The following is a 12,790-nucleotide window of genomic DNA, read 5'->3' on the forward strand; positions in this document are numbered from 1 at the left end:
CGAATAATGATTTGGGTCCGCGCACCCCCCGGACGACCCGGCGCCGGGCGACGGTCCGTCGCTCGGCGGCCGGTACACAACCCATCGGGCGGGCGCGCTCGGAGCGCCAGTGTCGACTGCGACGTCGTTCGTGAAAAGCGAAGTTACCGGGTACGTAGCACGAAGTTACCACGTACCCACGCCGGTCGACCCGTCGTCTCCCGTTCTCGAGGGGGCCGCGAGCGACGGCGCGGTTCAGGCCGTCTGCGCCTCGTCGCCGCCGACGGCTCCGACCGACTCGTCGCCCTCGTCGCCGCCCTCACCGCGGAGGGCCAGGGCGAACGCCCCGAGGCCGACCAGGAGGACGAGGAACTGGAGGACGCCCCCGAGAGGGACGAGACCCACCAGACTCACGAGGAGGACGCCCACCGCGAGGGCGGCCCACCTGCTCTCGTACTCGCCGAGCGACAGCAGCCACGTCCCGAGGACGAGTGCGCCGTACACCGTCGTCACCCACAGCACCAGACCGAACGCGAGGAACCCCGCGATGGACAGGGGGATGCCGACGATGGTCAGGAGCAACAGCACCAACGCGACGGGGACGCCGACCAGCACGAGGAGGCCGACGCCGCCGCTCTTTATCGCCTGCGCGGTGCCGACGCTGGTCACGCGCGCGGCGAACCGGGGCGCGACGAGCAAGAGGACGGCGCCGAGGACGAGGTTGACGAGCAGTCCGTAGGCCGCGCCGACCCACTGCGGCAGGGCGAAGCTGTCCGTCTCGACCCCGAAGACGGGCGTGCTGACGACGAGGCTGTCGTCGCGGACGACCGACCCGGCGACCGAGGCGCCGTCCGCGAGCGAGAACCGCTGGGCGTCGTAGGTCAGGCTGCCGCCGACGACGGCCGTCTCGCCGACGACGATGGTGTCGGCGCCGAGGGTCACGTCGCCCTCCACGGTGCCGTCGAGGCGAACGTCGCCCGCGCCGGCTTCGAGGATGCCGGCCACGACGGCCGTCTCACCCACGTCGAGGACGCCGGCGGCGACTTCGACGTCGCCACCGACCGCGCCGTCGACGGTGACGGACCCGGCGGCAACCCCGACGTCGCCGGTGACGCGACCGGTGTCGGTGACGACGACGGTGCCGGCGACGCCCTGTAGGTCGCCGTCGACGGTGCCGGCCACCACGACGGTGCCGGCGACGACTTCGAGCGTGCCTTGGTGCGTCTCGCCCTCGGCGACGGTTACCGTCGTGCCGAAGGGCGCTTCTTGCGCACTCACCGCGCCGGCGAACCCTCCGGTCAGGAGGAAGACGGCCAGGACGACGGCGAACAACCGAGTGACGAACGTATTGGACATGATGAACACCTCAGAGCGAACGGTCGGCTCCGACCATCGGCTCGTGAGTGACGATACGACGTGTCAGACGATAAATATCTCGTGAGACCCCGTCGCGTGAGAATCCTCACCTCGGTTGAAGCGGCTACACCGGACGATTCCCCGGCCGGCCCGTCCGCCTCGCGTGGTTTTTTGCTCCGTGCCCGTGTGTGTCAGTCCGGCATGGAATACACGACGCTCGGCGACACCGGGATGGAGGTGTCCCGAATCTGTCTGGGCTGCATGAGTTTCGGGACCAGCGACTGGCGCGACTGGGTGCTGGACGAGGAGGCGGGCAAGGAACTGGTGGACCGGGCCATCGAACTCGGTGTCAACTTCTTCGACACGGCGAACATGTACTCCGCGGGCGAGTCCGAACGCGTCCTCGGCGAGGCGTTGGAGGGCCGCCGCGAGGAAGCCGTCGTCGCGACGAAAGTCTACTTCCAGATGGACGAGGAGGACCCGAACTCCGGCGGCCTGTCGCGGAAGGCCATCGAACAGGAGTTGGACGCCTCGCTCGACCGCCTCGGGATGGACACGGTGGACCTCCTGCAGATTCACCGCTGGGACTACGATACGCCCGTCGAGACGACGCTTCGCGCCCTCGACGACGCGGTCCGGCGCGGGAAGGTGCGGTACTTCGGCGCGTCGTCGATGTGGGCGCACCAGTTCGCCGACGCCCTGCACACCTCGGACCGACTGGGCCTCGACCGGTTCGCGACGATGCAGAACCACTACAACCTGCTGTACCGGGAGGAGGAACGCGAGATGCTGCCGTTGTGCGAGAAGGAGAACGTCGGCGTCATCCCGTGGTCACCGCTCGCTCGCGGGTGGGTCGCCCGCCCGCACGAGGAGGCCCGTTCGACCAAACGCGGCGAGACGGACGAACTCGCGCACGGCCATCCGTACCTCGAGGGCGGCGGCCGGGCGGTGAACGAGCGCGTGCAGGAACTCGCAGACGAGAAGGGCGTGAAGATGGCGCAAATCGGGCTGGCGTGGCTGTTCCACAAGGACGGCGTGGACGCGCCCATCGTCGGCACGACGAGTATCGAACACCTCGAAGACGCGGTGGAGGCGCTCGACATCTCGCTCAGTCGGTCGGAGATGGACTACCTCGAAGAGCCGTACGAGCCGGTTCGGGTGTCGGGACACGACTGAGGACGCCCGCGCTCGGACCACGTCAGTCGCTCGCCGACTCGGCTATCGACTCGCCGAACCCGTCCGCCGAGAGCCGCCACACCGCCCGCCCCGCGACGGTTGCGATGGCGATTTCGGCGAGGCCGACGGCGAGGAAGGCCGCGAAGTAGCCCGCCGACGAGGTGGCGAACCCGCCGACGAGGAAGCCCGCGAGGAAGCCGAGACTGCCGAAGACGTTGAAGCCGCCGAGCGCCGCACCGCGCTCTTCGGCCCCCGCCACGTCCGTCACCAGCGCCATCGTCGCCGGCGAGACGAGCGCGCCGAACACGCCGACGAGCGCCATCGTCGCGACGGCCAGCGGGAGCGTGGGCGCGGCGCCGACGGCGACGATGGTGACGCCGTAGCCGACGGAGCCGACGACGACGGGGACGAACCGACCCACGCGGTCCGAGAGCGAGCCGAACGGGTACTGCAGCAGCGCGAACGGGAAGAAGAACGCGAACAGGGCGAGGCCGGCCCCGAACGCGTCGAGCCCGAACGCGTCGCGGAAGTAGTAGACGCCGACGAGGGCGAAGAATCCGGCCGTCATCCGGTCGATGAAGCCGAAAGCGTACGGGACGCCGAGCGCCGGGCGTCGGCGGAGACGGCCGAGGGCGGCGTCGAGGCGGACCCGGACGCCGTCGGGCGTGCGGTCGGGGACGGTGGCGACGACGGCGGCGGCGGCGACGAGGACGAACGCCGCGCCGTACAGCGGGTAGAGGGGGTCGGCGTCGGCGAGTCGCCCGCCGACGACGGAGCCGAGTGCCGCCCCGAGACCGATGGCGATGCCCGCCGCGCCCATGTTCTTGCCGTTCTCCGAGGAGAGGTCGGCGAGCGCCGTCATCGACAGCGAGAACGCGCCGATGGTCATCGCGCCGCCGAGGACGCGGACGACGAGGACGGCGGCGAAGGGGAGTCCGAGCGTCGGCGCGGCGGCGAGGACGAGGTAGCCGCAGGCGCCGCCGAGTGCGCCGGCGACGACGAGCGGTCGGCGTCGTCCGACCGCGTCGCTGGCCGCGCCCCAGACGCCCGCGAAGGCGACGAACGCGGCGAACTCGGCGACGAGGAACCACATCCCGGCCCGCACGTCGCCCGCGCCGCCCAGCGCCCGAACGAGGTCGGAGACGCCGGGATAGAGCAACACCTGCGACACCAGCACGGCCCACATGGCCAGTGCGAGTCGGCGTCGCTCCGTCCGTCTGTCCATACCCGTCCGTCCGTGACGACGATAGAAAATCGCGTCGCTCGCGGGGCGTCGGCCGTCGGCCGCCGGCCGTCCGCCGGTGTCGCTCCGGTCGACGGTCTGACGGCCCGCCGTCCGGGCGCCCTCAGTTCGACGCGTTTCGGACCCGGCGCAGGTCCTCGATGAGCGTCTGCTCGTCGGGTTCGGAGCCGCGGTAGGCGCGTTCGACGTAGCCGTCGCCGTTGACGAGGAGGATGAGGCCCAGATGCGCGAACATGTACGGACCGTCGCCGTTCTCCTGTTTCTGGAAGAAGACGCCGAACTCCTCGTCGACGACGCGTCGGGCGGCCTCCTTCCCGTCCGGTCGGAGGAACTGCCAGTTGCCGGCGTCCATGTCCACGTTCATCTGTTCGGCCTCTTCGCGGAACGCCTCGGCGTCGTCCCGCGCCGGGTCGAACGTGACGGGGTAGAACGACACGGCGTCGGCGTAGCCCTCCTCTATCGAGTGAATCTGCACCTCGCGGAGGGCGCTGATGAGGACCGGACAGACGGTCATGCAGTTGGTGAAGAAGAACGTGTGGAAGTGCGGGCCCTCGATGTCGCGGACGGCGACGGTCTCGCCGGAGAGCGGAGCCGGTATCGTCACGTCGGGGACTTGCTGGCCCCACGCGGGGTACGGCAGGTCCTCGCTCGACACGTCCGCGTCGCGGTCCGGTTTCCCGAGGGCGACGTTCGGGTTCGCGTCGCCGAGGCCGAGTGGTGACCCGCCGACACAGCCCGCGAGACCGGTCGCGCCGACGAGTCCCGCCGCCCGGAGGTAGGAGCGTCGCTTCATCGTCCTGAGTTACGTCTCGGCGTAGATGAACGGCGTGGTTCCGGCGTCGAACCCGAGCGCCGTACCACTCGCGACGAGGCGCGCACCAGAACCCACTTGACCGCGAGCGCCCTAGGACGGCCATGTTCGAGCGTGGTGCGTCCCGTCGGGCGTTTCTGAAGTCCGCCGTCGCGCTCGGCGGCGCGACGGCCCTCTCCGCCTGCCTCTCCCGCGCCGAGGAACCGATTCCGTCCGGGACGACCGACCCCTCGTCGCTCCCGGCGCGCCAGCACGCCTGGAACGACGCCCTCCCCCGTGACGACGCCGGCAACGTCGTCCTGCCGCGCCATCAGGTCCTCCTCTACTTGGACCACGACGGCGTCCCCGACGCCGCCGCCCGCGAGACGGTCGAAGCCGCGCTGACGACGCTCGACGGGGCGTACGAGCGGAGCAACGAGGGGCTGATTCACTCCATCGGCTACTCGCCGCGGTACTTCTCTCGGTTCGACGAGTCGCTCCCCGAGAGCGTGGACCTGCCCGAACCGCGGGCGCTGTCGTCGTTCGAGACGCCCGAGTTCGACCGGCAGGACGCCCTCCTCCACCTCGCCTCCGACCGGGCGGACGCGGTGCTCGCCGCCGAGGAGGCCCTCCGGGGCAACCGGGACACGCTGAACGGCACGGACGTGGCGGCACCGCTGACCGACGCGTTCACCGTCGCCGACCGGCGGACGGGGTTCGTCGGGCCGGGGATGCCCGCCGAACGGCAGGACGAACTGAACGGCATCCCGGCGTCGGGGCCCGTCCCCGAGGAGTCGCCGCTGTTCATGGGGTTCAAAGCGGGGTTCGCGAAGACGCAGGCGACGGAGGACTACGTGACCATCGACGAGGGACCGTTCGCCGGCGGGACGACCAAACACCTCGCCACCATCCGGCAACGCCTCGACGACTGGTACGGCGAACAGGACTTCGAGGAGCGCGTGATGGAGATGTTCTCACCGCTGCACGCCGAACGCGGACTCGTGGAGGGCGTCGGCGAGAACCTCGGCGACGACAGCGGCCTCACGCAGGAGATGCTCGACACGATTCGCGAACAGGCCGCGGAGTTCGGGCGCGTCGGCCACGCCCAGAAGGCCGCGCGGGCCAACCGCGACGCCGACGGCAACGTCCGCCTGCTCCGCCGGCACTTCGAGTCCACCGACGACGGCGAGGCGAGCCTCCACTTCCCCAGCCTCCAGCGGCGAATCACCGACTTCGAGGAGGTTCGCACGGCGATGAACGGGTCGGACCTGACCGACGTGCCGACCATCCGCCAGCGGGTGAACAACGGCATCCTCGAGTACATCTTCGTCCAGCGACGCGGCAACTTCCTCGTCCCGCCCCGGTCGCTGCGGTCGCTGCCGACGCCGACGGGCGCGGTGCCGGGACTGGACTGACGGCGCAGTCGGCGCACTCGAACGGGCGAGACGCCCGGCGCGTCGACGCCGCCGCCCGGCGAATCACCTAAGAGGGTGCTTTTCCTCTACTCGGGCGGTTCCGTATGCAAGTTCGCGAGATCATGAGTTCGCCCGTCGTGACCGTCCGCTCGGACGCGACACTGCGCGAAGCGGTCGGCGAGATGCTGGACCGCGGCGTCGGGAGCGTCGTCGTCGTCGACTCCGGGCCGGTCGGTATCGTCACCAGCACCGACGTCCTCCGAGCGATGTACCGCGGCGGTGGGGCACTGGCGGACGTCGCGGTGACGAGGGTGATGAGTCGGGAGCTAGCGACGGCGACGAAGAAGACGAGCGTCACGACGGCGCTCGACACGATGGAGCGGCGAAAGGTGAAGAAGCTCCCCGTCCGGGACGGCATCGAACTCGTCGGCATCGTCACGATGACGGACATCGCCCAGCACCAACCGGACGCCGTCAACGAGGTGCGCGGGCGCATCTCCCACCGGGGCGACTGGTCGAAGTGAGGCGGCGCGGCGGCGGACCGGTCAGACCCAGCCGAGGAACTGCACCGAGATGACCACCTGCCACAGGCCGGCCAGCACCATCACGACGCCCGCCACGCGTTGCACCGACCCGACGTGCCTCGACAGGCCGCGGAACGCGTCGCTCCCGAGAGCGCCCAGCACCGTCACCGCCGCGAGGGGGACGGCGGCCGCGAGGGCGTACGCGAGGAGGGCGACGGCCGCCCGCCCCGCCGAGAGCGTCAGCGACTGGGTGACGACGCCGACGAAGACGGGGACGACGCAGCCGGCGGCCGCGAGGGCGTAGACGCCGCCGAAGACGGCGAATCCGCCGACTGACGCCCGTCGCTGTGGTAACTGCAGGTGGAGCGTCGGCGCGCGGCCGAGGGCGAACAGGGCACCGAGGAAGACGAGGGCGACGCCGACGACGGGTTCGAGGAGCGTCAGGCGCGAGACGACGGCGGCGCCGGCGGTGAACAGCAGGGCGGTGACGCCGGCGAGGACGACGAGTGCGCCGGCCGCCGCCGCCCCGCCGCGGACGACGGCGCCGCCCAAGTCGGCGTCTTCACGGCTCACGTAGTAGCCGACGTAACCGGGGAGGAGGGGGTAGGCGCAGGGGGCGAGGAAGGTGGCGACGCCCGCTGAGACGGCGAACGCGACGGTGCCGGCGAAGGCGCCCGAGGCGACGGCCTGCATCGCCGTCGCCGTCGCCGTCGATCCCACCGCGTCCATCACAGCACCGCCCGAATCTGTTCGCGGAGGTTCGCCTCCGAGGCGAGGCCCCGGTGGGTCCACGTCGCGGTGCCGTCGGCGTCGAAGACGGCGAGGAACGGGAGGCCGCCGGCGCCCAACTCGCTCATCAGGCGGCTCTCGGGGTCGTGTCCGACGGTCCACGCGCCGTCGTGGTCGGCCCACCACGCGCGCACGTCGTCGGCCGTCAGGCCGCCGCCGAAGCGTTCGTTCGTCACGGAGACGAACGTCGCCCTGTCACCGAACTCCTCGTGCAGCGCCGTCAGCGACTCCATCTGCGCCGAACACGGCACGCACCACGTGGCGAACAGGTCGAGGACGGTCGGGTCGCCGGGCACGGGGACGGGGCGCTCCCCCGCCTCGGACCCCGGCGCGTCCAACGTCCGGACGGTCAGGGGGAGGCCGTCGTCGCCGCCGAGGCCGTTCAGCGCGACGTAGCCCGCGCCGCCGACGACGCCCAGACTCCCGAGTCCGGCGAGGAGTTCGCGCCGCCTCACGGGGTCGCACCTCGGGGAACGGATGGCCTCATGCTAGTCGAATCGAGGATGTCGAGCGACAAAGCCCGTACGCAGTCGTGCATGGCTGACGCGCGAGTCGGTCAGGACTTCGAGGCGGACTTCAGGTGCCCCTCGATGCCGTTCTGTACCGTCTCCCAGTCGTAGTTCGCCAACCGTTCGCCGTTGACGACGACCGTGGGCGTGCTCTGCAGTCCCCTGTCCACCGCGCGCTGGCGGTCCTGCTGGACGACGGGCCGGTAGGCGTCCTGTTCGACCGAGCCCATCACCTCACAGCCGTCCACGTCGTACTCGTCGGCCGCGTCGTGGACGACGGTGAAGCCGTTGCTCGTGAGTTCGTCCTGCCGGTCGAACAGGGTCTTTGCGTACTCGAAGTACGTCTCGTGGTCCGTGCGGTCCTGTACCGCGCGGGCGGCTATCGCGCCGCCCCACGACCACTGCTCGCTGACGGGCAGGGGGAAGTCGAAGAAGCGGTACCGTATCTTCCCGGTGTCGACGTAGTTCTCCTTCACCTTCGGGAACACGTCGAGGTTGTACGTCGCGCAGTGCGGACAGGCGAAGTCCTCGTAGACGTCGACGGTGACGGCGGCGTCTTCGGCCCCGAGCGTCGGGTGCGGGAGCGAGTTCACCTGCTCTAACTGGCCGACGTCGCAGGAGGGTCTGTCGCCGGAACCGGACCCGCCGCCGAGACACCCGGCGGTGCCCGCGAGGGCCGCACCGGCGACGGCGAGGTAGGTTCGTCGGGTCGTTCGCATGGTCGGTAGGAAGGGGGCGGGCTATTTATGGCCACCGTGAACCGGCAGTCGTCACCGAGATGTACCACCGGTCACCGTCGCGCCGGCACGGCCACCGACGACGCTTTGCCCGTCCGGTCCCCCCGTTCGGGTATGCCGACCGTCCGATACCGCGGAGAGGAGATTCCGTGCGAACGCGGCGCGGTGCTCCGCGACGTCCTCCTCGCGGCCGACCAGTCGCCCCACAACGGCGGCGCGAACGTCCTCAACTGCCGGGGACTGGGTTCGTGCGGGACGTGCGCCGTCTCCGTCCGCGGCCCCGTCACCGACCGGACGGCCAGAGAACGCGCGCGCCTGTCCGTCCCGCCGCACGACGCCGCGGCGGGACTCCGACTGGCGTGCCAGACGCGCGTCCTCGACGACGTGACCGTCGAGAAACACCCCGGGTTCTGGGGGCACCGCGTCGAGGAACCGGCCCCGGAAGAGTAGTCGCGGTCAGTCGCGGGCGGGGCCGTGGAGCGCCGGGAACGCCGTCCCGCAGTCGTCGCAGGTCATCGTCTCCTCTGTCAGGTCGTCTCTGTCGTCGTCGCCCTCGCCGGGTTCCGTCGTGACGAACCGGTTGCCGTCCGGTATCGACAGGTAGACGGACGCGCCGCAGGCGGGGCAGGGAACGCTCACGAGTGGCATCGTGATTCAGGTGGGGCCGCCCTCGGAAAAACCGTAGCGCATCCGCTCGTCGTTCGCCGTCGGGACTCCGAAGGAGCTAACAGGCCCGCCGTGCGCAACGCTCTCATGCTCCTCGCTGGAACCGAAGACGGGGTCTACCGCGTCGAGGGCGTCCGCGACGGGAGAGAGACGGAGGTCCGGAGGGTGCTCGCTGCCGACCGGGTGTTCCGCATCCGCCGGTTCGACGCCCTCGACGGCCTGTTCGTCGCCGCGCAGTCGGGGCTGTACCACTCGCTCGACGGCGACGACTGGGAGCGGATACCCGTCCCGGAAGACGAGGTGTACGCGGTGGCCGCCGGGCCCGCCGGCGACCGACTCTACGTCGGGACGCGGCCCGCACGCCTGTTCGTCGCCGACGCGGGGTCGGTCCCTCCCTCCGACGCGTCGGCGTGGGAGGCCGTGGCCGGATTCGACGCGTTGCGGGACCGGTGCGACTGGGGACTCGCCCGACACGACGGCGTCGCGCAGGTCCGGAGCCTCCGAACGCATCCGACGGCCCCGGACCGTCTCGTCGCGGGCGTCGAAGTCGGCGGCGTCCACGTGAGCGACGACGGCGGCGAGACGTGGACGACCCGAGGAATCGAAGGGTTCGACGCGCCGCACACGGACGACGTCCACCACCTCGCCGGTGACGCCGAGACGATGGTCGCCTCGACGGGGAGCGGTCTCTACCGAACGACCGACGTCGGGCGAACGTGGCGGCGGTTAGACGGCGACCACCGACAGCGGTACTTCAAGGAGGCGTTCGTCCACGAGAGTCGCGTCTACGCCGGCGGCGCGCCCGCCCATCCGGCCACGTGGGACGAGGACGACGACCACGCCCTGTTCGTCTCGCGCGGCGGTCGGACGCTCGAACGGGCGAGTTCTCCGGCGACGGGGGAACTTCCGCTCGGGTGGTGCCGCGCCGGCGACGACGTGGTGACCGCGACCCACCGCGGGACGCTCCTCCGACGCCGACGGGGCGACGGCGGCCCGGGTGGGGGCGACGACGCGGCGGGGGGCGGCGACTGGGAGCGACTCGCGTCGCTCCCGACGCTCCGAAGTCGTGGCTACCTCCCGACGTGTTGGTTCGAACCCTGACCCCGCGGCGTCGAGGCGGTGAGGGATGGGGCGAACGGGACGGAACGGAAAGTCGTGCGCCGTCCGCTACAACGAGACGCGTTCGCGCCACGCGAGCAGTTCCGACCGGTCGCGCGTGTCCGCCGGTAGGTCGGCGAACGGGAACCACTCGGCCGCCGATATCTCGTCGTCGGGGTCCTGCACGGAGAGGTCCGCCCCGTCGGCGGCGGCGCAGAACACCGGCATGACGCCCCACGTCTCGTACTCGTCGCAGCAGATGTCGATGCGTTCGGCGATGGCGAGGCCGCGGTAGTCGGCGGCGACGCCCGCCTCCTCGTCGAGTTCGCGGACCGCCGCCTCGCGGTACGTCTCGCCGTCGCACACCTCGCCGCCGGGGAGGACCCACAGGTCCACGCCGTCGTGGCGGACGAGGAGGAGTTCGTCTGTGTCGCGGTAGACGATGGTGTGCGCGCCGTACGGCGCGCCGGTCCGCTTCACGCGGGTCGCCAGCGTCCGGAAGCGTGGGCGCGAGACGCGCCGGGTGCGCCGTTCGTCGACGTAGTCGGTGTACCGGTCTCTGAGCCGGTGGTACGCCTGCTCGGCGCGTTGACTCGCCTCGTCCGCGAGGAACCACAGGTCGTCTACGACCATCGCTCGGGGTCGGGCGGCCGCCTCGTTCGCGCGTCCGTGATTCTCATGCCGGCGCATTCGGCGCCGCGGCTAAAGACGGCTTCGACACCGTGAGCGTCCGGCGCCGCGGCGAACCAGTCCGCTTTTCACCTCCGCGGTCCGCATCCGAGATATGGAATTCGACGAAGGCGACGCCGTCGTCCTGCACGACAAGCACAGCGAGTTCGACGGACAGGTCGGCGAAATCACGCAGGTCGTAGAGACGATGTTCGGCGACGAGACGTACGTCGTCAGCTTCGACGAGGGACAGGAAGTGGGCATCTCCGCGGACCAACTCGACGAGGCCGACGCGGCGGACGACGCCGACGAGGAATAGGACGGCCTTTTTTCCGCCGGGGTGCAAACGCGGCACAGAGATGCCACGCGTCCCGTTCCACTACGTAGACCTGCGGACGTTCTGCTACGAGACCGAAGACGAGAAGCGCGTCGAAGCCGCGCTCCGACACTTCCTCCCCGAGGAGTTCGAAGTCGAACGCGTCGAGAACACCGGCCACCACGGCGACCGAATCGTGGTGTTCTCCGCGCGCGCCGAACGCGCCGACGCGGTGCGTCACGTCCTCGCGACGCTGGCGGAGAGCCCGGACTTCGAGAGCCTGCTGGCCGAACTCGACGAACGCGTCACCGAGAACACCGAACTGTTCACGCGACTGGACAAGCAGGCCGCCTTCCGGGGCGAGACCCGACTCGGCGAGGGAATCACGTTCCGGGCGAAGGTCGAAGCCTACCCGGCGAAGAAGGAGGCGGCCGTCGAGAACGCCCGTGAGGCCCTGTCACAGGCGTCGGAGTTGGCCGAGGAGGATTAGTCCTTCCACTTGATGGAACAGCCCTGCGACGGCGTCTCCGAGACGGGTATCTCGTCGCCGGAGATGACCGCTTCGACGGCCGTCCGCATCTCGTAGTCGGTCACTTCCTCGTCGGGCGTCATCGCGTCGTCGATGCGCGAGTGGAACCGGAGTTCGAAGTCGTCGCCGACGTTCTCGAACAGGAACGGGTCGGGCGTGCACACCGCGCCGTACTCGCGCGCCACCGCCTGCGACTCGTCGCGGAGGTAGGCGGTGTACTGAATCGTCCCGTCCTCGACCAGTTCCTGCATCCGGTCGAAGGAGTCGTCGGGGTACTCCGCCGCGTCGTTCGGGTTGATGCCGACGACGGCGAGTTCGTCGTACGTCCGCGCGAGGTAGTTCAGTTCGTCGAACTTCGCCTGCGCGTACGGGCAGTGGTTGCAGGTGAAGACGACGAGCAACGCGTCGTACTCGGCGAACGAGTCGAGCGTGTACGTCTCCCCGTCGGTTCCCGGCAGCGAGAACTCCGGGGCGGCGTCGCCCTGCGACAGTTTCGAGTCGGATTCCGTCAGTACCATCTCGCGGTGCACTACGGCCTTGAGGGGGAAAGTCGTTACTCGGCTACTCGACGCTGACGAGGTAGATGGCGACGAGGGCCAGTCCGATGCCGACGGCTTTCCGCGCGGTGAGCGACTCGTTCAGGAAGGCGATGCCGATGACGGAACTGAGCACGAGAAACATCCCGAAGATGGGCGAGACGATGCTCACGGGGCCCATCGACAGGGCGCGGTAGTACGCGAGGATGCCGACGGTGAGGCAGACGCCCGCCGCGAAGACGAACTTCGCCTTCGGGTGCGTCAGGTACGAGAGGGCGTCGGCGTCGTTGTAGACGACGATGGCCGCCGTGCCGACGACGAGGAGGGAGTTGGCCATCAACGCCGCGACGTTGCTCGGAATCTTCGGCGACCCCGTCGTCGCGACACTCATCAACGGCGAGACGAACGCGTAGGCGACGAGGGCGAGGACGGCCCACGGGAGATAGTTCATCGGTGTC

17 protein-coding genes are annotated in these 12,790 nt (G+C 70.2%); 7 read left to right on the forward strand and 10 right to left on the reverse strand.

Annotation, left to right across the window (positions count from 1 at the left end; all coding sequences use genetic code 11):
* Nucleotides 1-234: 234 nt before the first annotated feature.
* On the reverse strand, nt 235-1,335 hold the full coding sequence (locus BM310_RS07870) for a bactofilin family protein (protein WP_089806243.1): 1,101 nt from the start codon (nt 1,333-1,335) through the stop codon (nt 235-237).
* 201 nt (nt 1,336-1,536) lie between these two features.
* On the opposite strand from BM310_RS07870, the gene BM310_RS07875 reads away from it, so the two are divergent.
* On the forward strand, nt 1,537-2,511 hold the full coding sequence (locus tag BM310_RS07875; RefSeq protein ID WP_089806244.1) for an aldo/keto reductase: 975 nt from the start codon (nt 1,537-1,539) through the stop codon (nt 2,509-2,511).
* 22 nt (nt 2,512-2,533) lie between these two features.
* Here BM310_RS07875 and BM310_RS07880 read toward each other — a convergent pair whose 3' ends face one another.
* Both BM310_RS07880 and BM310_RS07885 read right to left on the reverse strand, forming a co-directional pair.
* Nucleotides 2,534-3,736: an MFS transporter gene (locus BM310_RS07880; RefSeq protein ID WP_089806246.1), complete on the reverse strand. Its 1,203-nt coding sequence runs from the start codon at nt 3,734-3,736 to the stop codon at nt 2,534-2,536.
* A gap of 121 nt (nt 3,737-3,857) precedes the next feature.
* Nucleotides 3,858-4,547: an SCO family protein gene (locus tag BM310_RS07885; protein ID WP_089806248.1), complete on the reverse strand. Its 690-nt coding sequence runs from the start codon at nt 4,545-4,547 to the stop codon at nt 3,858-3,860.
* 122 nt (nt 4,548-4,669) lie between these two features.
* Here BM310_RS07885 and BM310_RS07890 point away from each other — a divergent pair, with 122 nt between their 5' ends.
* Nucleotides 4,670-5,959, forward strand: coding sequence for a DUF7405 family protein (locus tag BM310_RS07890; protein ID WP_089806250.1), 1,290 nt, complete (start codon nt 4,670-4,672; stop codon nt 5,957-5,959).
* Nucleotides 5,960-6,063: 104 nt separating this feature from the next.
* Nucleotides 6,064-6,483, forward strand: coding sequence for a CBS domain-containing protein (locus BM310_RS07895; protein ID WP_245778444.1), 420 nt, complete (start codon nt 6,064-6,066; stop codon nt 6,481-6,483).
* Between the two features lie 21 nt (nt 6,484-6,504).
* On the opposite strand, the gene BM310_RS07900 is transcribed toward BM310_RS07895, so the two are convergent.
* The 3 genes from BM310_RS07900 to BM310_RS07910 all read right to left on the reverse strand — a co-directional run bounded on the left by BM310_RS07900 (nt 6,505) and on the right by BM310_RS07910 (nt 8,500).
* Entirely contained in the window at nt 6,505-7,176 is a 672-nt protein-coding gene (locus BM310_RS07900; RefSeq protein ID WP_089807093.1) for a cytochrome c biogenesis protein CcdA, read from the reverse strand.
* A gap of 35 nt (nt 7,177-7,211) precedes the next feature.
* Nucleotides 7,212-7,727, reverse strand: coding sequence for a TlpA family protein disulfide reductase (locus BM310_RS07905; protein ID WP_089806252.1), 516 nt, complete (start codon nt 7,725-7,727; stop codon nt 7,212-7,214).
* A 101-nt stretch (nt 7,728-7,828) separates the two neighbouring features.
* Nucleotides 7,829-8,500, reverse strand: a complete 672-nt coding sequence (locus tag BM310_RS07910) for a thioredoxin domain-containing protein (RefSeq protein WP_089806254.1) — start codon at nt 8,498-8,500, stop codon at nt 7,829-7,831.
* Nucleotides 8,501-8,632: 132 nt separating this feature from the next.
* Between BM310_RS07910 and BM310_RS07915 the strand changes: the two genes are divergently transcribed.
* Entirely contained in the window at nt 8,633-8,968 is a 336-nt protein-coding gene (locus BM310_RS07915; RefSeq protein ID WP_089806256.1) for a 2Fe-2S iron-sulfur cluster-binding protein, read from the forward strand.
* A 6-nt stretch (nt 8,969-8,974) separates the two neighbouring features.
* On the opposite strand, the gene BM310_RS07920 is transcribed toward BM310_RS07915, so the two are convergent.
* A complete protein-coding gene (locus BM310_RS07920) occupies nt 8,975-9,166 on the reverse strand; it encodes a hypothetical protein (RefSeq protein ID WP_089806257.1) in 192 nt (63 codons plus the stop codon).
* 105 nt (nt 9,167-9,271) lie between these two features.
* Between BM310_RS07920 and BM310_RS07925 the strand changes: the two genes are divergently transcribed.
* Nucleotides 9,272-10,285, forward strand: coding sequence for a WD40/YVTN/BNR-like repeat-containing protein (locus tag BM310_RS07925; protein ID WP_089807095.1), 1,014 nt, complete (start codon nt 9,272-9,274; stop codon nt 10,283-10,285).
* A gap of 66 nt (nt 10,286-10,351) precedes the next feature.
* Here the strand turns inward: BM310_RS07925 and BM310_RS07930 are convergent, their stop codons facing one another.
* Nucleotides 10,352-10,915 (reverse strand): NUDIX hydrolase, encoded by a 564-nt coding sequence (locus tag BM310_RS07930; RefSeq protein WP_089807097.1) that lies wholly within the window; start codon nt 10,913-10,915, stop codon nt 10,352-10,354.
* Between the two features lie 151 nt (nt 10,916-11,066).
* Between BM310_RS07930 and BM310_RS07935 the strand changes: the two genes are divergently transcribed.
* The gene (locus tag BM310_RS07935; RefSeq protein ID WP_089806259.1) at nt 11,067-11,270 is read left to right on the forward strand and encodes a DUF1918 domain-containing protein; all 204 of its coding nucleotides are present in this window, start codon (nt 11,067-11,069) and stop codon (nt 11,268-11,270) included.
* A 40-nt stretch (nt 11,271-11,310) separates the two neighbouring features.
* Nucleotides 11,311-11,757 carry an RNA-binding protein gene (locus tag BM310_RS07940; protein WP_089806261.1) on the forward strand — a complete coding sequence of 149 codons (447 nt, stop codon included), beginning with the start codon at nt 11,311-11,313 and terminating at the stop codon, nt 11,755-11,757.
* Here the strand turns inward: BM310_RS07940 and BM310_RS07945 are convergent.
* Both BM310_RS07945 and BM310_RS07950 read right to left on the reverse strand, forming a co-directional pair.
* Nucleotides 11,754-12,314, reverse strand: a complete 561-nt coding sequence (locus BM310_RS07945; protein ID WP_089806263.1) for a thioredoxin family protein — start codon at nt 12,312-12,314, stop codon at nt 11,754-11,756. The two genes, BM310_RS07940 and BM310_RS07945, sit on opposite strands and share 4 nt — an antisense overlap.
* A gap of 43 nt (nt 12,315-12,357) precedes the next feature.
* Nucleotides 12,358-12,783, reverse strand: coding sequence for an EamA family transporter (locus tag BM310_RS07950; protein WP_089806265.1), 426 nt, complete (start codon nt 12,781-12,783; stop codon nt 12,358-12,360).
* Between the last annotated feature and the right edge of the window lie 7 nt (nt 12,784-12,790).

Origin of the sequence: Halogeometricum rufum, from assembly GCF_900112175.1 — an archaeon.
Taxonomy (GTDB): Archaea; Halobacteriota; Halobacteria; order Halobacteriales; family Haloferacaceae; genus Halogeometricum; species Halogeometricum rufum.